Annotated in this window: 18 protein-coding genes; 8 read left to right on the plus strand and 10 right to left on the minus strand. The window is 66.3% G+C overall.

Annotated elements, in window-relative coordinates:
- Nucleotides 1–43: 43 nt before the first annotated feature.
- The 4 genes from O0J73_RS11330 to prmB all read right to left on the minus strand — a co-directional run bounded on the left by O0J73_RS11330 (nucleotide 44) and on the right by prmB (nucleotide 4,226).
- The gene (locus O0J73_RS11330; RefSeq protein ID WP_006459093.1) at nucleotides 44–1,072 is read right to left on the minus strand and encodes an aspartate-semialdehyde dehydrogenase; all 1,029 of its coding nucleotides are present in this window, start codon (nucleotides 1,070–1,072) and stop codon (nucleotides 44–46) included.
- A 94-nt stretch (nucleotides 1,073–1,166) separates the two neighbouring features.
- On the minus strand, nucleotides 1,167–2,204 hold the full coding sequence (locus O0J73_RS11335; protein WP_308308728.1) for a D-glycerate dehydrogenase: 1,038 nt from the start codon (nucleotides 2,202–2,204) through the stop codon (nucleotides 1,167–1,169).
- Nucleotides 2,197–3,300 (minus strand): chorismate synthase, encoded by a 1,104-nt coding sequence (aroC, locus tag O0J73_RS11340; protein ID WP_008264593.1) that lies wholly within the window; start codon nucleotides 3,298–3,300, stop codon nucleotides 2,197–2,199. The genes O0J73_RS11335 and aroC overlap by 8 nt, the downstream gene beginning before the upstream one ends.
- Entirely contained in the window at nucleotides 3,297–4,226 is a 930-nt protein-coding gene (prmB, locus tag O0J73_RS11345; RefSeq protein ID WP_049458806.1) for a 50S ribosomal protein L3 N(5)-glutamine methyltransferase, read from the minus strand. The genes aroC and prmB overlap by 4 nt, the downstream gene beginning before the upstream one ends.
- A 122-nt stretch (nucleotides 4,227–4,348) precedes the next feature.
- Here prmB and O0J73_RS11350 point away from each other — a divergent pair, with 122 nt between their 5' ends.
- Complete coding sequence (locus O0J73_RS11350; RefSeq protein WP_308308729.1) at nucleotides 4,349–4,999, plus strand: SCO family protein; 651 nt, start codon at nucleotides 4,349–4,351, stop codon at nucleotides 4,997–4,999.
- A complete protein-coding gene (gene asd, locus O0J73_RS11355; protein WP_308308730.1) occupies nucleotides 4,996–5,838 on the plus strand; it encodes an archaetidylserine decarboxylase in 843 nt (280 codons plus the stop codon). The genes O0J73_RS11350 and asd overlap by 4 nt, the downstream gene beginning before the upstream one ends.
- Before the next feature lie 90 nt (nucleotides 5,839–5,928).
- Here the strand turns inward: asd and O0J73_RS11360 are convergent, their stop codons facing one another.
- Nucleotides 5,929–6,276: a ribonuclease E inhibitor RraB gene (locus O0J73_RS11360; protein ID WP_308308731.1), complete on the minus strand. Its 348-nt coding sequence runs from the start codon at nucleotides 6,274–6,276 to the stop codon at nucleotides 5,929–5,931.
- A gap of 22 nt (nucleotides 6,277–6,298) precedes the next feature.
- Nucleotides 6,299–7,906 (minus strand): transglycosylase SLT domain-containing protein, encoded by a 1,608-nt coding sequence (locus O0J73_RS11365; protein ID WP_049458811.1) that lies wholly within the window; start codon nucleotides 7,904–7,906, stop codon nucleotides 6,299–6,301.
- A 123-nt stretch (nucleotides 7,907–8,029) separates the two neighbouring features.
- Here O0J73_RS11365 and O0J73_RS11370 point away from each other — a divergent pair, with 123 nt between their 5' ends.
- The gene (locus tag O0J73_RS11370) at nucleotides 8,030–9,535 is read left to right on the plus strand and encodes a helicase HerA-like domain-containing protein (RefSeq protein ID WP_006459177.1); all 1,506 of its coding nucleotides are present in this window, start codon (nucleotides 8,030–8,032) and stop codon (nucleotides 9,533–9,535) included.
- A gap of 79 nt (nucleotides 9,536–9,614) precedes the next feature.
- A complete protein-coding gene (gene greB, locus O0J73_RS11375; protein ID WP_049458814.1) occupies nucleotides 9,615–10,121 on the plus strand; it encodes a transcription elongation factor GreB in 507 nt (168 codons plus the stop codon).
- Nucleotides 10,122–10,171: 50 nt separating this feature from the next.
- Here greB and O0J73_RS11380 read toward each other — a convergent pair whose 3' ends face one another.
- Nucleotides 10,172–10,999: a DUF3025 domain-containing protein gene (locus O0J73_RS11380; RefSeq protein WP_308308732.1), complete on the minus strand. Its 828-nt coding sequence runs from the start codon at nucleotides 10,997–10,999 to the stop codon at nucleotides 10,172–10,174.
- Complete coding sequence (rimO, locus tag O0J73_RS11385; protein ID WP_006459296.1) at nucleotides 10,996–12,357, minus strand: 30S ribosomal protein S12 methylthiotransferase RimO; 1,362 nt, start codon at nucleotides 12,355–12,357, stop codon at nucleotides 10,996–10,998. The genes O0J73_RS11380 and rimO overlap by 4 nt, the downstream gene beginning before the upstream one ends.
- A 204-nt stretch (nucleotides 12,358–12,561) precedes the next feature.
- On the opposite strand from rimO, the gene O0J73_RS11390 reads away from it, so the two are divergent.
- From O0J73_RS11390 to O0J73_RS11400, 3 genes are read left to right on the plus strand one after another with little or no spacing between them, the layout of a single operon-like run.
- Nucleotides 12,562–13,233, plus strand: a complete 672-nt coding sequence (locus O0J73_RS11390) for a dienelactone hydrolase family protein (protein WP_308308733.1) — start codon at nucleotides 12,562–12,564, stop codon at nucleotides 13,231–13,233.
- Nucleotides 13,230–13,652, plus strand: coding sequence for an HIT family protein (locus O0J73_RS11395; RefSeq protein ID WP_049398714.1), 423 nt, complete (start codon nucleotides 13,230–13,232; stop codon nucleotides 13,650–13,652). The genes O0J73_RS11390 and O0J73_RS11395 overlap by 4 nt, the downstream gene beginning before the upstream one ends.
- A gap of 14 nt (nucleotides 13,653–13,666) precedes the next feature.
- Nucleotides 13,667–13,834 carry a DUF5668 domain-containing protein gene (locus tag O0J73_RS11400; RefSeq protein ID WP_005418011.1) on the plus strand — a complete coding sequence of 56 codons (168 nt, stop codon included), beginning with the start codon at nucleotides 13,667–13,669 and terminating at the stop codon, nucleotides 13,832–13,834.
- A gap of 75 nt (nucleotides 13,835–13,909) precedes the next feature.
- Here the strand turns inward: O0J73_RS11400 and dcd are convergent, their stop codons facing one another.
- Complete coding sequence (gene dcd / locus O0J73_RS11405; RefSeq protein ID WP_006459366.1) at nucleotides 13,910–14,482, minus strand: dCTP deaminase; 573 nt, start codon at nucleotides 14,480–14,482, stop codon at nucleotides 13,910–13,912.
- 78 nt (nucleotides 14,483–14,560) lie between these two features.
- The gene (gene apbC / locus O0J73_RS11410; protein WP_006459367.1) at nucleotides 14,561–15,415 is read right to left on the minus strand and encodes an iron-sulfur cluster carrier protein ApbC; all 855 of its coding nucleotides are present in this window, start codon (nucleotides 15,413–15,415) and stop codon (nucleotides 14,561–14,563) included.
- A gap of 212 nt (nucleotides 15,416–15,627) precedes the next feature.
- Here apbC and O0J73_RS11415 point away from each other — a divergent pair, with 212 nt between their 5' ends.
- Nucleotides 15,628–18,435 (plus strand): TonB-dependent receptor, encoded by a 2,808-nt coding sequence (locus O0J73_RS11415; RefSeq protein WP_308308734.1) that lies wholly within the window; start codon nucleotides 15,628–15,630, stop codon nucleotides 18,433–18,435.
- The last annotated feature ends 299 nt before the right edge of the window (nucleotides 18,436–18,734 follow it).

The raw sequence follows: 18,734 nt of genomic DNA on the forward strand, positions 1-18,734 counted from the left end.
TGCCGGCCAGCGGCCGGCACTACCGGTGAGGCAACCGCGCTGCTCAGCGCTGTTCGGCGGCGACCAGCTCAGCCAGCTGCACGGCATTCAGTGCCGCGCCCTTGCGCACGTTGTCCGAGACGATCCACAGGTTCAGGCCGCGCGGGTGCGACAGGTCCTCACGGATGCGACCGACGTACACCGCGTCGGTGCCCGAGGCGTGGGTGACCGGGGTCGGGTAGCCACCCGCTTCGTGGCGATCCACCACTTCGATGCCCGGCGACTGCTCCAGCAGCGCACGCGCTTCGGCCACGGTCACCTTGTCGCGGGTCTCGATCGCCACCGACTCGGAATGGCCGTAGAACACCGGCACGCGCACTGCGGTCGGGTTCACCAGGATGCTGTCGTCGCCGAGGATCTTGCGGGTTTCCCAGACCAGCTTCATCTCTTCCTTGGTGAAGCCGTTGTCCTGGAAGTCGTCGATGTGCGGGATCAGGTTGAAGGCGATCTGCACCGGGAAGCGCTGCGGATCGATTTCCTGGAAGCTGAGCAGCTGGCCGGTCTGCTTGCCCAGCTCTTCCATCGCCGAACGGCCACCACCGGACACCGACTGGTAGGTGGACACGTTGATGCGCTCGATGCCGTACTTGCGGTGCAGCGGCGCCAGCGCCACCAGCATCTGCATGGTCGAACAGTTCGGGTTGGCGATGATGCCGCGCGGACGGTTGCCGACCTGGTCCGGGTTGACCTCGGACACCACCAGCGGCACGTCGTCGTCGTAACGGAAGGCCGAGGAGTTGTCGATCACCACCGCACCGGCAGCGGCGAACTTCGGCGCGTACTCCTTCGACACGCTGCCACCGGCCGAGAACAGGGCGATCTCGACGCCGGTCGGGTCGAAAGTGGCCAGATCCTGCACCGTGACCTTCTGGCCGTTGAACTCGATCTCGCCACCGGCCGAACGCTCGGAGGCCAGGACGCTCAGGGTACCGACCGGGAAATCACGTTCTTCAAGGATCGACAACATGGTCTCGCCAACCGCGCCGGTGGCACCGACGACGGCGACGTGGAAACTGCGCTGTGCATTGCTCATGGGGGGAAACTCTCACGAAAACGGGGGATGGAGAAAAATCACGCACGACAGCAGGGTTCGGGGAACCTCCTCAAGCGGGGCGCGCGGAGGTTCCCTATCGTTTCCCGGTTTTTTTGCCCAGAGTCACGCGCGCGGCCATCGCCGCGTCAGCGTTGATCGCGCTCGGCATGCGCGACGGATCGCCGTCCAGGCCGAGCCCGGCAACCAGATTATCCACGGCCAGCTGTACCATCGCCGTTCGCGTGGCCAGCGAGGCGCTGCCGATGTGCGGGGTCAGCACCACGTTGCGCAGCGCCAGCAGTTCCGGGCGCACTGCCGGCTCACCCTCGTACACATCCAGGCCCGCTGCAGCCAGGCGACCGTTGGCCAGTGCATCGGCCAATGCGGTTTCATCGACCAGGCCGCCACGGGCGATGTTCACCAGCGTGGCCGACGGCTTCATCTTCGCCAGCGCGACGGCATCGATCAGGTGATGCGACGCCGGGGTGTACGGCAGCACCAGCAGCAGGTGGTCGGACTGCGCAAGCAGCGTATCCAGGTCCACGTAGGTGGCACCCAGCGCCGCTTCGGTGTCGGCCGGCAGCTGCGAGCGGTTGTGGTAGAGCACCTTCATGCCGAAACCATGTGCGCCGCGGCGGGCGATGCCCTGGCCGATGCGGCCCATGCCGAGAATGCCGAGCGTGCTGCCATGGATGTCGGCACCCAGCATGGTCTGGAACGACCACTGCTGCCACTGGCCTTCGCGCAGCCAGCGCTCGGATTCGGTGATGCGGCGCGCGGTGGCCATCAGCAGGGCGAAGCCGAGATCGGCGGTGGTCTCGGTCAGGACGTCCGGGGTGTTGCTGGCCAGGATGCCGGCCGCGCTGAGCGCATCGACATCCAGATTGTTGTAGCCAACGCCCACGTTGGCGATCACCTGCAGCTGCGCCGCGTCGGCCACCTGGGCCGCGCCGATGCGCTCGTTGAGGGTGATGATCGCGCCGTCGACTGAGGCCAGCCGCTCGGCGATCTGCTGCGGCGACCAGGCGGTAACGGTGTCGGTGACGCGCAGCTGCACGCGATCGCGCAGCGGCGCGATGGCCGCATCGATCAGCGGCTGGCTCACCCACACCGTCGGCCGCGTGTCAGCCATCGATCTGCCCGGGAATGCGCGGGGTGATCGTGCCGACATCGCCACACTGCGCACGATGGCGCAGCGCCTGGTCCATCAGCACCATCGCCACCATCGCCTCGGCGATCGGGGTGGCTCGGATGCCGACGCAGGGATCGTGGCGGCCGGTGGTGACCACCTCGACCACGTTACCGGCCGTATCCAGCGACGGGCCCGGCAGGCGCAGGCTGGAGGTCGGCTTCAACACGATCGAAGCGACCACCGGCTGGCCGGTGGAGATGCCGCCGAGGATGCCGCCGGCATGGTTGCTGGCGAAGCCCTGCGGGGTCAGCAGGTCACGATGCTCGGTGCCCTTCTGCGCGGCGCTGGCGAAACCATCACCGATCTCCACGCCCTTCACCGCGTTGATGCTCATCAGCGCGGCGGCGAGTTCGCCGTCGAGCTTGCCGTAGATCGGCTCGCCCCAGCCCGGTGGCACGTTGTCGGCGACCACGTCCACGCAGGCACCGACCGAATCACCGGACTTGCGCAGCGCATCCATGTACGCCTCCAGCTCGGGCACCTGCGCGGCGTGCGGCCAGAAGAACGGGTTGTCTTCCACCGCCGACCAGTCGAAGCCGGCCGGGGTGATGTCGCCCAGCTGCGACAGGTAGCCACGCACGGTGACGCCGAAGCGCTCGGCCAGCCACTTCTTGGCGACCACGCCGGCGGCCACGCGCATGGTGGTCTCGCGCGCCGAGGAACGGCCGCCACCGCGCGGGTCGCGGATGCCGTACTTGTGCCAGTAGCTGTAGTCGGCATGGCCCGGCCGGAACTGCTGGCCGATGTTGGCGTAATCCTTGCTGCGCTGGTCGGTGTTGCGGATGAGCAGCGCGATCGGGGTGCCGGTGGTCAGGCCCTCGTACACGCCGGACAGGATCTCGACCTCATCGGCCTCGCGGCGCGCCGAGGTATGCCGGCTCTTGCCGGTGGCGCGGCGCTGCAGGTCGTGGGCGAATTCGGCCGCGTCCAGCGCCAGCCCCGGCGGGCAGCCATCGATCACGCAGCCGATGGCCGGCCCGTGCGACTCGCCGAACGTGGTGACGGTGAACAGCTTGCCGAACGAATTGGAGCTCACGGGCGCTGCGCCGCCAGTTCGGTGATGCGCGCGCTGTGGGCGATCAGCTCGCGGCATTCAACCGCGAAGATGCCCATCTGGCCGACCTTGAATTCGATCCAGGCGAAATCGACTTCCGGCAGCAGCTTGATCAGATGCTGTTCGGACTCGCCCACTTCACAGATCAGCAGGCCGTCTTCGCTCAGGTGCAGCGGCGCGTCACGCAGGATCTTCAGCACCAGGTCCAGTCCATCGTCACCCGCACGCAGGCCCATGTCCGGCTCGTAGGAGTATTCCTGCGGCAGCGCATCGGTCTCGTCGTTGGTGACGTACGGCGGATTGGTGACGATCAGGTCGTAGTGGCGGCCAGACAGGCCATTGAACAGGTCCGACTTGATCAGGTTGACGTTGTACGCCTGCAGCCGCTCGCGGTTTTCTTCAGCCAGCGACAGCGCGTCGTCGCTCAGGTCGACGCCGTCCACCTGCCAGTTCGGGTAGTAGTGGCCCATGGCGATGGCGATGCAGCCCGAACCGGTGCAAAGGTCCAGCGCACGGTACACGTCACGGCCGGCCAGCCACGGCTCGAAGCCGCACTCGATCAGTTCGGCGATCGGCGAACGCGGCACCAGCGCGCGCTTGTCGCTCTTGAAGCTGAGGCCTGCGAACCAGGCCTCGCCGGTCAGGTAGGCGGCCGGAATGCGTTCGTCGATGCGGCGCTGGAACAGCTCCAGCACGCGCTGCTTCTCGGCCTGCAGCAGGCGCGCCTGGCCGTAGGCCGGGCCGAGGTCGTGGGGCAGATGCAGGCTGTGCAGCACCAGCTGGGTGGCCTCGTCCAGCGCGTTGTCGTAGCTGTGCCCGAAGGTCAGCCCGGCTTCATTGAAACGGCTGGTGCCGTAGCGGATCAGATCGATGATCGTGTGGAGTTCGGCGGCCGTTTCAGCGGTCATGGCGGTACTGCGGGCAAAGTGGCCCCCGATTATAGGGGCTGGCGCCCGTGGCGGCATCCGTTGCGGCGGAAACGATCGGGCCGCAGCCGGTATGATGGAGCCCATTTCGCGCGGGAGCCCCCATGTTCAATCGCAACGCCGGCATCATCCTGCTGATCGCCCTGGCGGCGGGGCTCGGCCTGCTGGCCGCGCAGCAGGTCTTCGCGCCGAAGCCGCCGGCCAACGCCCCGGCCACCGAAGCGATCACCCTGTACCCGCAGCCGCGTGCGCTTCCCGATTTCAACCTCGCGCAGTCCGATGGCACCCGCCTGATCCCCGGCGAGCTGAAGGGCCACTGGACGCTGGTGTTCCTGGGCTTCACCTTCTGCCCGGACGTCTGCCCGACCACCCTGGCCGAGCTGGCCGGCGCGCAGAACCAGTGGGAGGCCCTGCCCGAGAGCCTGCGCCCGCGCGTGCTGTTCATCTCGGTCGACCCCGACCGCGACAGCGCCACCCGCCTGGGCGAATACGTGCACGGCTTCCACAAGGACACCCTGGCCGCCACCGCCGACGTTCCCTCGCTGGAGCGCTTCGCCACCTCGCTGGGCTTCGTGTTCCAGAAGGTGCCGGGCAAGCACTTCGACGAGAACCCCGAGGATTACACCGTCGAGCATTCGGCCAGTCTGGCCGTGCTCGACCCGCAGGGCCGCCTTGCCGGCCTGGTGCGCCCCCCGTTCAACGCGCCGGCGATCGCCCGCGACCTGCAGAAGCTGACCGAGAAAACCGCCCCATGAGTCTCACCACCGCCCTGACGTACGCCCTGCCCCACCGACTGTTGTCTTCGATGGCGCGCTCGCTGGCGTACTCGGACGATCCGCGCATCTCGCGCTGGCTGATCGACACCGTCACCCGCAAGTTCAACGTCAACCTGGATGAGGCGGCCAACCCGGACCCTCGCAGCTATGCCACCTTCAACCAGTTCTTCACCCGTGCGCTGAAGCCGGGCGCGCGCGTGGCCGATGCCGATCCGCGCAGCCTGGTGATGCCGGCCGACGGCCGCATCAGCCAACTGGGGAAGATCGAGGCCGGTCGCATCTTCCAGGCCAAGGGACAGTCGTTCACCGCGGCCGAGCTGCTGGGCAGCGACGAGGATGCCAAGCCTTACAACGACGGGCTGTATGCCACCGTCTACCTGTCGCCGCGCGACTACCATCGCGTGCACATGCCCTGGACCGGCACCCTGCGCGAGACCGTGCACGTGCCGGGCCGTCTGTTCAGCGTCGGCCCGGCCGCGGTGAACGGCGTGCCGCGCCTGTTCGCGCGCAACGAGCGCCTGGTCTGCCACTTCGACACCAGCTTCGGCCCGATGGTCAGCGTGATGGTGGGGGCGCTGCTGGTGTCCGGCGTGGAAACGGTCTGGAGCGGCGAAGAGATCCCGGCCTACGGCGACCGCATCACCCGCAAGGACTACCGCGGCCAGGGCATCAGGCTGGAGCGTTTCGCCGAGATGGCGCGCTTCAACTATGGCTCGACCGTGATCGTGCTGCTGCCGCCCGGCGTGGCCGAGTTCGCCCCGCAGCTGGGCGCCGAAAGCCCGGTGCAGCTGGGCCAGGCGCTGGCCAGGCTGCGCTGAGGCTTCGGTAGTGCCGGCCGCTGGCCGGCATCTCCGTTGATCCAACGCGTCGAGCATTGCCGGCCAGCGGCCGGCACTACCGTACGCGCGTTACTGCAGGGTCGGGGCCGGACCGACGTCCATGCCGTCGTAGTCTTCCACGCCCTTTTCCGTGGCCAGGGCCGCGAATTCCTGGTTGCGGCGGTCCAGCGAGGCTTCGTCGTGGATCTCCACGCGCTCCACATGCAGCACATGGAACGGCGCGTCGCCTTCTTCCGGCTCCTGCTCGAACAGTTCGACGAAGGTGTAGCCCTGCGCCTGCAGGTGGTCGGCCAGGGCCTGCAGCGGCCCGGCGGTCGAATGGACGAAGAAATAGCCCCACAGCAACGGGCCGCTGATGTCCCAGTCGGTGTTCTCGCGGAGGTTGGCGAACAGGTTGCGGGTGTCTTCGAGGTCCATGCGGGTTCCAGGGGTGGGAGGATTACTTGTCGCAGCCCTGAAGCTTCAGCGTCTGGCCGTGGCGCAGGCTGTAGGCGGGGGCTTTCAGGCCGTTGGCACGGGCCAAGGTCGGCACGTCGCACTGGAACTTCGCCGCGATGGCGCCCAGGGTCTCGCCCTTGCCCACCTTGTGGCTGCGCACCGGCTTTGCCCGGGCGGGCGCCGGGCGCGGGCTCGCCACCGCCGCCACGGGTGTCGTCGGCACGCTGGTCGAGGCTGCGGCATCGGCCACCGGCACCACGCCGCCCACCGCCACGCTGCCGGTGTAGCTGGCCGCGGTCGGGCGCTTGATCGCCGCGTTCAGGTCGGCGGTGATCAGGGTGCGGGCCAGGTCCGCACGCGGGCCACTGACGCAGTTGCGCTGGTACAGGCCGGCGATGCGGGTGGTGGCGTTGATCAGCGTCCCGGCCGGAATCCAGCCATCGGCTTCATAGCGCGGATTGAGGTTGCGCAGCGCGCGCATGTAGCCATCACGGGTGCCGTGGCTGCCCAGGCAGATGGTCAGTTCGTAGATGGTGGTGGACTTGGCCAGGCGCAGCGTGGCCGGCTGCGCGCTGATCTTCGGGAACTCCACGCCGTACTGCTGCGGGTGCAGGAAGATCCAGGCCGCCGCGATCACCATCGGCACATAGTCCTTGGTCTCGCCCGGGAACTGGTTGTAGACGCTGTCGGTCCAGAAGCTCTGGCCAGCGCTCTGCTTGAACACCCGCGCGGCGCGGCCTTCGCCACCGTTGTAGGCGGCCACCGACATTTCCACGTTGTTGTTGAGCTCGCGCAGGCGCTCGTTGAGGTAACTGGCACTGGCTTCGGCGGCGCTGCGCGCATCGAAACGCGTGTCGAAACCGGTGCCGTCCGGGCCCAGCCCGAAGCGGCGGCCGGTGGCCGGCATGAACTGCATCAGGCCGGCGGCACCCGCACGCGAGGAGGCATGCACGCGACCATTGGATTCCTTGGCCATGATGCCGAACAGCAGCGCCTCGGGCAGCCCGCGCTTTTCCCACTCCGGCCACATCACCGCGCGCAGGTTCTGGTAGTTCTCATAGCTGGTCAGCAGCGCCGGGCGCATGTCGGTCAGCCAGCGGCGGATGCCGGCCTGCACCGCCGGGTTGTACTCGACCATCGTGTCGAAGGCGTGGCGCTTGTCGTTCAGCAGTGCGGCAGCGCGAGCCGCCTCGGGCACATCGGCGGTGAGCGGACCGATATGGTCGGGGTCGGCTTCCAGGCGGTCGCCGCCCTCGTCGGCCACGTCATCGCTGGCCGCCGCATCGGCGTCATGCTTGAGCAGGCGCTTGTAGCTGGCCAGCAGCGTGCCCATCTGGCAGCCCTTCTGCTTCACGCAGTCGTTGAGGACATCTTCCATGTCCTCCAGCGCGGCGTCAGCCTCGTTGCTGCCCTTGGGGTCGGCATTGGCAACCAGCAGCAGCGCGTCGCTATAGCGCTTCTCGGCGGCCGTCATGCGCTGCTGCAGCGCATCGACCTTCACCTTGTCCCGGGCCGAAACCCGTTGCGCATGGGCGTCAGGCGCCAGGGAAACCAGGCCGGCCAGGGCCAGCAGCGGCCAACCGCGGGAAATCAGGACAGGAACGGGCATTGATGGCACTGTGTGCGAAACAGGCAGGCAGAGTAGCGGCGGCGCCAAGGTCGGGGCAAGCCGGACCTTCGGACCGTCACCCCTGCCCGTTAACATTGGGCTATTCACTACAAGGGCTGGACCATGGATCCGATTCTGCTCGGCAAAGGCACTACCGACGATGTTGCCGTCACCCTGCTGCCGAAACTCGGCAACCGCCACGGCCTGGTGGCCGGCGCCACCGGCACCGGCAAGACGGTGACCCTGATGACCCTGGCCGAAGGCTTCTCGCGGCTGGGCGTGCCGGTGTTCCTGGCCGATGTGAAGGGCGATGTGTCCGGCCTGGCCGTGCCCGGCACCGGTGCCGAGAACCTGTTGCAGCGTGCCGCCGAGATCGGCGTGGCCGACTATGCCCCGGCCGCCAGCCCGACCATTTTCTGGGATCTCTACGGCAAGCTCGGCCATCCGGTGCGCACCACCGTCAGTGAAATGGGCCCGACCCTGCTGTCGCGCATCCTTGAACTGAACGACACCCAGGCCGGCGTGCTCGACATCGTGTTCAAGCTGGCCGACGACCGTGGCCTGCTGCTGCTGGACATGGACGACCTGCGTGCCCTGCTCGGCCTGGTGGCCGAGGAGCGCAAGGACATCTCCACCGAGTACGGGCTGGTCAGCGCACAGTCGATCGCCGCGATCCAGCGCTCGGTGCTGCGCCTGGCCCAGGACGGCGGCGAGCACTTCTTCGGCGAACCGGCGCTGGAGCTGGCCGACATCATGCGGGTCAATCACGACGGCCGCGGCATGATCGGCATCCTCGCCGCCGACCAGCTGGTGCTCAAGCCCAAGCTGTATTCCACCTTCCTGCTGTGGTTGCTGTCGGAACTGTTCGAGCAGCTGCCGGAAGTGGGCGACCTGGACAAGCCGAAGCTGGTCTTCATCTTCGACGAGGCGCACCTGCTGTTCGACGATGCGCCGCCATCGCTGGTGCAGCGTATCGAGCAGGTCGTGCGCCTGATCCGTTCCAAGGGCGTGGGCGTGTATTTCTGCTCGCAGTTCCCCGACGACGTGCCGGGCAACATCCTCGGTCAGCTCGGCAACCGGGTGCAGCACGCACTGCGCGCATTCACCCCGCGTGACCAGAAGGCGGTGAAGACCGCGGCCGAAACCTTCGTGCCCAACCCCAAACTGGACGTGGCCAAGGTGCTCAGCCAGCTTGGCACCGGTGAAGCGCTGGTCTCCACGCTGCAGGACAAGGGCGTACCAATGCCGGTGCAGCAGACGATGATCGCGCCGCCGCGCTGCCGGATGGGGCCGATCACCGACGCCGAACGCGCCCAGGTGCGCGCGGGCAGCCCGGTCGGCACCCGCTACGACACCGCGATCAACCGTGAGTCGGCAGCGGAGCTGCTGGCGCAGCGCGCGCAGAAGGCAACCGAGCAGGCGCAGGCCCCCGCCGCACGCAGCCGCGAGCAGGACGAGGCGCAGGAAGGAGGCTTCGGCCAGTCGATCAAGGACGCGATCTTCGGCACCAAGCGCCGCCAGGGCATGATCGAGACCATGGCCAAGCAGACCACGCGCACCGTCGGCACCAAGCTGGGCAACCAGATCGTGCGTGGCATCCTGGGCGGCATCTTCGGCGGCAAGCGCTGAGGGTCACCTGTTGTTTCCGCGCGTCGCGCCAGGCCTGGTGCGACGTGCCCGTTTCCTATCGCAAGAGAAGTCGTACTGCATGTCCCGTTGGCGTCCCCCCGCAGAAAAGAGCACCGCGCTGATCACCGCCGCCGGCCACGCCCGGCTGAAGGCCGAACTGGACGAGCTATGGCGGGTGCGACGGCCGGAGGTGGTCAAGGCACTGGCGGCAGCCGCTGCGGAGGGCGACCGCTCGGAGAACGCCGAGTACACCTACCGCAAGAAGCAGCTGGGCGAGATCGACCGCCGCGTGCGCTACCTGACCAAGCGGCTGGAAGCGCTGCGCGTGGTCGACACCACGCCGACCGACCCACAGGCGGTGTTCTTCGGCGCCTGGGTGGAGCTGGAGAATGTCGACAGCGGCGACACCAGCCGCTATCGCATCGTCGGCCCGGACGAGACCGACGCCGGCCTGGGCTGGATCAGCATCGATTCGCCGCTGGCGCGGGCGCTGCTGAAAAAGCGCCTGGATGATGAATTTTCGGTGGAGCTGCCCGGCGGGCAGTTCACCTTCGCGGTGATCGGCGTGGAGTACGCACCGTTGTAGCGTCGAGCCGTGCTCGACTGCGTTATCCATCAGTCGGGCATGGCTCGACTCTACAGAAGCAGCAACGGCGGCGGGTACCCGCGACCTTCGCGCAGCGGACGGAAGTAGCCGGCGTCTGCGTAGAAGGCGGCATCCTGCACGTCATGCCAGCCGGGGATACCCGCCAGCGGCAGCGGCCGCAGCTGCGCCGGATCGGTGACCGCCCTGCCCTCGCCGATGGCCGCGGCCACCGCTGCGACGCAGGCCTCATCATCGTCATCACCCTGCACCACCACGCACTTGCCCACCAGCAATCGCCCCGGCAGCAGTGCCTGTTCCATCAACGCGTGGCCGAACACCGCAGCGATGCCGCTGGCACCGCGTTGCCAGCGCGCGGGTTCAAACACCACGGGCCAGTCATGCGCATCCCATGCCGCGAGCAACGCGGCATCGCACACACGCACGATCACGCCGGTTTCGTCGAACTGGGTCAGTGCCGCCTGCGCGCGGTTGCGCTGGCCCGGCGGCATTGCCTCGACATGCCGGCATTGCTGCGCGTTGAGTGCCTGCTTGAGCTGCGGGAAACGGGCCCACACCAGTGCATTGAACAGGTCATGCCAGTTGTCGGCGCGGGTGGCGATGCAGCCTTCGGCGATACGTGCTTCGTAATGCAGGCCGTCGGCGAGCAACGCGGCATCCTGTTCGACCAGGCGCTTGCCGGGCAATCCCAGCCGCGCATCAAGCGCAGCGATGGACGGCCATGCAGTGCCGTCCAACAGGTCACGAAAATCCTGCAGCCCGCCAAACAGCGGATGCTTGAATACCCGCGGATCGACCGCCGCACGTGGCGGCGGCACGAAGCGCCGGGGGCCGCCGTTATCACCGGCGGCGGCGGTCACAGCATCTTGAGATCGAACGCCGGGCGGGTGGCGGCCGCCAGCGCGTCACCGTACAGGTCGTGCTCGTCGCTCTCGGTGATCTCCACATCGACGAACTCGCCTACGCGCAGCGGCACCTGGTCGGCGTTCTGGATGTGCACCAGGCCGTCGATCTCCGGCGCATCGGCCTTGGAACGGGCCACGGCGATGTCGCCTTCGATGGCATCGACCAGGCACTGCTGCACCGTGCCGATCTTGGCTTCCAGGCGCGCGGCGGAAATCTGCGCCTGCTTCTCCATGAAGCGTGCCAGGCGCTCCTGCTTCACTTCCTCCGGCACGGCGTCGGGCAGATCGTTGGCAGTGGCACCCTCGACCGGCGAGTAGGCGAATGCGCCCACGCGGTCCAGCTGCGCTTCGTCGAGGAACGACAGCAGCTCTTCGAATTCGGCCTCGGTCTCGCCCGGGAAGCCGACGATGAAGGTCGAACGCACGGTGATGTCCGGTGCGATGCGGCGCCAGTTCTGCACGCGCTCCAGGGTCTTCTCGACCGCGCCCGGACGCTTCATCAGGCGCAGGATGCGCGGGCTGGCGTGCTGGAACGGGATGTCCAGGTACGGCAGGATGCGGTTCTCGGCCATCAGCGGCACCACCTCGTCCACGTGCGGGTACGGGTAGACGTAGTGCATGCGCACCCACGCGTCCAGCTCGGACAGGCCTTCGCACAGCGCCTTCAGGCGGGTCTGGTAGGCCTTGTCGCGCCACATCTTCTCGGCGTACTTCACGTCCACGCCGTAGGCCGAGGTGTCCTGCGACACCACCAGCAGTTCACGCACGCCACCACGCACCAGGCGCTCGGCTTCGCGCAGCACCTCGTCGACCGGGCGCGAGACCAGCTTGCCGCGCATCGACGGGATGATGCAGAAGCTGCACTTGTGGTTGCAGCCTTCGGAAATCTTCAGGTACGCATAGTGGCGCGGGGTCAGCTTGATGCCGTAGTCGGGCACCAGGTCCACGAACGGATCGTGCTTGGGTGGCAGTGCTTCGTGCACCGCTTCCATCACGCTCTGGTAGTCCTGCGGGCCGGACACCGCCAGCACGTTCGGGTACGCCTCGCGGATCTGTTCCGGGCGCTTGCCCAGGCAGCCGGTGACGATGACCTTGCCGTTCTGGTTCATCGCCTCGCCGATCGCGTCCAGCGACTCGGTCACTGCCGAATCGATGAAGCCGCAGGTGTTGACCACCACCACGTCGGCCGAATCGTAGGACGGAACGATGTCGTAGCCCTCCGAGCGGAGCTGGGTGAGGATGCGCTCGGAATCGACGAGGGCCTTCGGGCAGCCAAGGCTGACGAAGCCGACTTTGGGGTTCAGCTGGGACATGGAATCGCGGGACTCTGGGGGCCTGGGCCCCTGCCGGCGTGGCAGGGGTTCCTGGGGGCCGGGGCCTGAAAGGGCGCCAGTATACCGGGGTTGGGCGCGGCGCTCTGAACGGCCAGCCGCCCGATCCCGCACAGCCGCTGACACGCCGCTAACCCGCGCAGCGCCGACAATGCAGTCCTGTTCCCTGCAACGAGGAAGATGACGATGGCCGAGTGGATCACCCTGGATACGCATCACGGCCCGGTACGGGCCTGGCAGGCCCTGCCGGAAGGCACCCCGCGTGGGGGGCTGGTGGTGGTGCAGGAAATCTTCGGCGCCAACCCGCACATCCGCAGCGTGGCCGCGCGCTTCGCCGCCGAGGGCTACGCGGTGCTGGCGCCGTCGTTCTTCGATCTGGTCGATGGTGTCGATGCCGACCCCGACGCCCTCCCCTACAGCCCCGAGGGCGTGAAGGACGGCCTGGAACGGGTCACTGCGCTGGGCATGGAGAAGGCGCTGGAAGTGGTCCGCGCCGCGGCAACCCGGCTTGCCCCCTACGGCAAGGTCGGCACGGTCGGCTACTGCTGGGGCGGCACCGTGGCGATGTTGTCGGCAGTGCGCCTGGGCCTGCCCTCGGTCAGCTACTACGGCGCGCGCAACGTGCAGTTCCTCGATGAAACGCCCAAGGCCCCGGTGATCTTCCACTTCGGTGCCCAGGACAAGAGCATCCCGCCGGAGGCCGTCCAGGCCCACCGCGAGAAGCTGCCGCAGATGGCCACCTTCGTCTATCCGGCCGATCACGCCTTCAACCGCGAGGTCGGACATGCGTATGATCCAGACAGCGCCGCCCTGGCGCTGCAACGCACCCTGGACTTCTTCTCGGAGCATCTTGGATGAGCGAATTCGAACTCGATTCACGCCTGGCCACCGATAGCGTGCTGGTGGCCGAAGGACCGTTGTCGCAAGTGCGGCTGATGAACGACGAACGATTCCCCTGGCTGGTGCTGGTACCGCGCCTGGCCGGGGTGACCGAGTGGATCGAGCTGGACGGCGAGCAGCAGGACAAGCTCCGCACCGAGCTCAATCGCGCCTGCAAGGCCCTGAAGGGCGCCGACGGCGTGGAAAAGATCAACATCGGCGCACTGGGCAACATCGTGCGCCAGCTGCACTTCCACGTGATCGGCCGCCATGACGGCGACCCCGCGTGGCCGGGCCCGGTCTGGGGCAGCGGCCCCGCGCACCGCTACGAGCCAGGCGCGCTGGACCAGCATGTCGCCTACTGGAAGGAACGGCTAGGATATCCAGCCCAGTCCTGAGCGTTTCCGACCCGATGCGATTCAACCTCGTTGCCGCCGTCCTGCTGATCCTGATCGGCCTGTTCATGCTCGCCAGCAACCTCGGCTGGACGCACCTGAACCTGTCCAAGCTGCTGCTGACCTGGTGGCCGGTGGCGCTGGTGGGTGTCGGCATCGCAATGCTGTTCGGCCGCGGAAAATGACGAAGGCGGCGCATTGCGCCGCCTTCCTTCATGTAGAGCCGAGCATGGCTCGGCTCCACTAACGGCCTACCGTCATCAGGTCCGCGGCAGGGTCACGCCGGTCTGGCCCTGGTACTTGCCGCCACGATCCTTGTACGACGTTTCGCAGACGTCATCGGATGCCGCCTGGAAGAACAGCATCTGGGCCACGCCCTCGTTGGCGTAGATGCGCGCCGGCAACGGCGTGGTGTTGCTGAATTCCAGGGTCACGTGGCCTTCCCATTCCGGCTCCAGCGGGGTCACGTTGACGATGATGCCGCAGCGCGCGTAGGTGCTCTTGCCCAGGCACACCACCAGGGTGTCGCGCGGGATGCGGAAGTACTCGACGGTCCGGGCCAGCGCGAAGCTGTTCGGCGGGATGATGCACTCGTCGCCGACGATATCCACGAAACTGCCCGGGTCGAAATGCTTGGGATCGACGATCGTCGAGTTGATGTTGGTGAACACCTTGAATTCGCGCGAGCAGCGCACGTCGTAGCCATAGCTGGACGTGCCATAGCTGACGATGCGCTCGCCGTTGGCCTGCTTGACCTGCCCGGCCTCGAACGGCTCGATCATGCCGTGCTGCTCGGACATGCGGCGGATCCAACGGTCACTCTTGATGCTCATGCTTTGTCCTGGGGATGCGAGGGGGCGCGAGGATTCTAGCAGGGGGCCGGACGTGGCCGGCGGCCCCTGCGCGGGCATTTACAGCAGCGAAGACAGGATCGGGATCGATGCGCGCGGGCGCTTGCCGACTTCCTCGACCAGGCGCTGTGCGGCATGGCGGTAGGCCTGGGCCGGCACCGAATCGGGCTGCGCCACGGTGATCGGGGTACCGGCGTCGCCCTGCTCGCGGATGCCGATCTGCAGCGGCAGCGAGCCCAGCAGCGGCACGCCGTACTGCGCCGCCATGCGTTCGCCACCGCCTTCGCCGAACAGGTGCTCGACGTGCCCGCAGTTGCTGCAGGTATGCACGGCCATGTTCTCGACGATGCCCAGCACCGGCACTTCGACCTTCTCGAACATCTTCAGCGCCTTCTTCGCATCCAGCGTGGCGATGTCCTGCGGCGTGGTGACGATCACAGCACCGGCCAGCGGGATCTTCTGGGTAAGGGTCAGCTGGATGTCACCGGTGCCCGGCGGCAGGTCGATCAGCAGGAAGTCCAGGTCATCCCACAGGGTGTCGTTGAACAGCTGGGTCATCGCCGAGGTGGCCATCGGGCCGCGCCAGATCATCGGCGTGTCCTCTTCGATCAGGTAGCCGATCGACATGGTATCCACGCCGAATGCGCGCAGCGGCTCGATGCTCTTGTTGTCGGGGCTTTCCGGGCGACCGGACAGGCCCAGCATGGCCGGTACGCTGGGACCGTAGATGTCCGCGTCCAGCACGCCGACGCGCGCACCCAGCTGCTGCAGCGCAACCGCCAGGTTGACCGCGGTCGTCGACTTGCCGACGCCGCCCTTGCCCGAGCCAACCGCGATCACGTTGCGGATGCGGGCATGCGGCGTCAGTCCCTTCTGGACCTGGCTGGCATGGGGACGGCGGAGAGAACTGTTCACAACGGGCACCAGCGGAATCAGGGGGGATAACCCAACATCATACAAGCTGGACGTAGCCTGACTGAAATTCAGGATTGCTACAGATTCGTGCACAGATTGTTAAGTTCATGTTACGTTCCTGAAGCACTGTTTTGGGCTGCGGGGCTGGTCTCCAGCACGCACGATGGCGCATGCGCAGTGCCGATTTTGTTTCTGCTCTCTATTGGAACTACATGAAATACGTAAGCAACACCGCACGTCGCAACACGCTCGCCGTCGCCCTGATTTCCGTTCTGATGGCCGCCGCCCCGGCAATGGCCCAGGACAAGGCGACCAACCTGGACAAGATCACCGTCACCGGTTCGCTGATCCCGCAGACCCAGGTTGAAACCCAGACCCCGGTGATGTCCATCACCGCCGAAGACATCCAGACCCGCGGCTTCAGCAGCGTTGCTGAAGTGCTGCAGCAGTCGTCGCTGACCACCGGCGGCCTGCAGGGCGGCCAGACCTCGGGTTCGTTCACCCAGGGCGCCGAAGCAGCCGGCATGTTCGGCCTGAACCCGGGCTACACCAAGTACCTGATCAACGGCCGCCCGATGCTCTCGTATCCGGCGCTGTACAACGGCAGCGACACCTTCAACAACATCAGCGGCATTCCGATCGACATCGTCGAGCGCATCGAAGTGCTGCCGGGTGGCCAGTCCTCGCTGTACGGCTCGGACGCCATCGCCGGTGTGGTCAACATCATCCTGAAGGAGCGCATGGACGGCGGCACGATGACCGTCCGTGGCGGCACCTACACCGAAGGCGGCGGCAGCAACATCCGCTTCAGCGCAGCCAAGGGCTTCAACGCGTTCGACGACCGCTTCCACGCGCTGGTCAACGTGCAGATCGAAAACGGCAGCCCGATCTGGGGCTACCAGCGTGACATCACCAAGCAGAACAACCCGGTCGGCTACACCGCACAGGTGCCGTCGAACGACTTCGCCGTCATCACCAACGCAGACAACAAGCTGCTGATGATGGATCCGAGCCGCTGCGCCAACGTCGCAGGCCTGTACGACGGCACCACCGTTGTCGGCAAGCGCACCTCGGGCGAGTCCTGCGGTTCGGTGTACAGCGCCGGCTACAAGACCCTGAAGAACGGCAAGAACAGCGGCCAGTTCTACTCGTCGATGACCTTCGACGTGAACGACAACTTCCAGCTGTTCGCCGACGTGCTGTACAGCAAGGAAAAGACCGAGTTCACCTCCGGCTCCAGCGCCCTGTGGTGGGGCACCAAGTCGGTCATGGGTGGCTTCTATGACCAGGGCATCGGCAAGGTCGTCAACCTGCAGCGCGCCTTCGCACCGGAAGAAATCGGCCCGGGCCACTACAACAACATCCTGAACTCCGATGAGAGCCGCGCCTACCAGGTCACCCTGGGCGGCAAGGGCATGGTCGGCGACTGGGATTACAGCGCCAGCTTCACCCGCGGCGAATACCGCCTGGACCAGAACCGCTTCGTGCGCTTCAAGGACAAGATCGAGGACTTCTTCGGCCAGACCGTGCTGGGCCCGCGCCTGGGCACCTACACCGACCCGAAGGACCCGACTGCCACGTTCGGCATCTACAACCCGAACTATGCTGCGTTCTACTCGCCGATCACCCCGGACCAGTTCGCCAGCTTCACCGGCTACGGCACCCACCGCAGCAAGACCTGGCAGAACCTGGGTCGCGTGCAGGTGACCAACGGCTCGCTGTTCAACCTGCCGGGCGGTGACGCCGGCCTGGCCGTCGTCCTGGAAGGTGGCAGCGAAGGTTGGGACTACTCGCCGGACCAGGCCTTCATCGATGGCAACGTGTGGGGCACCACCGCCGTCGCCGGTGCCGGTCACCGCAGCAACTACGCGGTCACCAGCGAACTGCGCATGCCGCTGTTCGAGAAGCTGACCGTCAGCGCCTCGGGCCGCTATGACGCGTTCAAGATCGCCGACAAGACCGTCGACAAGGCCACCTACAGCATCGGCCTGGAATTCCGTCCGATCGAAAGCCTGCTGCTGCGCGGCAAGTACGGCACCGCCTTCCGTGCACCGACCCTGTCCGATGCGTTCCAGGGCATGAGCGGCTCGTACTCGTCCGGCCAGAACGATTACTACCGTTGCAGCCAGCTGGGCTACGCGCTGCGTGACGAGGCCTGCTCGTTCTACAAGAACACCTCGGTGTACAGCGAAAAGTCCGGCAATCCGGACCTGAAGCCGATCACCGCCGACGTGTGGAGCGCAGGCGTGGTGTGGGCCCCGGTGAGCAACTTCTCGCTGTCGGCCGACTACTACAACTGGAAGATCAAGAACGAGGTCAAGACCCTGAGCACCGACCAGCTGCTGCTGGCCGAGTACCAGTGCCGCAACGGCCTGCCGAACAACACCTCGGCCAGCTGCCAGAACGTGACCGACTGGGTGTCCCGCGATGCCGGTGGCAACCTGACCCGCGTGTACACGCCGAAGCTGAACGTTGCCAGCCAGAACCTGGAAGCGGTGACCGTGGCGGCGAAGTACCAGCAGGATATCGGCCGCTTCGGCTCGCTGATGTTCTCCGGCAACTACACCAACATGCTCAAGCGTGAAGTGCAGCCGATGCCGGGCGCCGCCAAGCTCGACCTGCTGAGCGATCCGTACAACATGTGGTACTACGACAACTTCGCCAAGGTCCGTGGCGATCTGTCGGTGGCCTGGAACATCGCCAAGTTCACCACCACCGTGTACGCCAACTACGTCGGCAGCACCCCGAACTACCTGGCCTACACCGGCCGCAGCTACGGCTACGTCCACTCTTCCGGCGCCAAGGCGGGCAAGTGGGGTTCGTACACCACGTACAACCTGAGCATGAACTACCAGGCACAGGACGATCTGGTGCTGTCGCTGATGGTCAACAACGTGTTCAACAAGCTGCCGGAAGGCCAGCGCTACAACTACCCGGGTAACGAATCGACCCCGTTCAATGACGGCTTCTACAGCGTCTACGGCCGCCAGATCTCGGCCCAAGTCAAGTACAACTTCTGATCCCGTCGTTTTCCGGACTTCGTGTCTGGACCAGGCCCCGCTTCGGCGGGGCCTTTTTTTTGCCTGGGAAAACCGGTCAGAAAATGAAAGAGCGTCTCGATTGTTAATGACGACTCATTTTACGTTCATTCATTCCGCCAGATTTGGCAAAACAGGACAATATCCGCAAGTAGCTGTTTTCAAAGAACACCCCCACAAAACTGTGACCAAACCAATCAATTACGGTTACACCTCTGTGCATTCCAGATTAAGCCCATGTTAGGTTTCAGGCACACCGTGCCGCAGGCCTGCAGGAGCGG

The organism is Stenotrophomonas sp. Sm6012 (assembly GCF_030985895.1).
In the GTDB taxonomy this organism is placed as follows: domain Bacteria; phylum Pseudomonadota; class Gammaproteobacteria; order Xanthomonadales; family Xanthomonadaceae; genus Stenotrophomonas; species Stenotrophomonas forensis.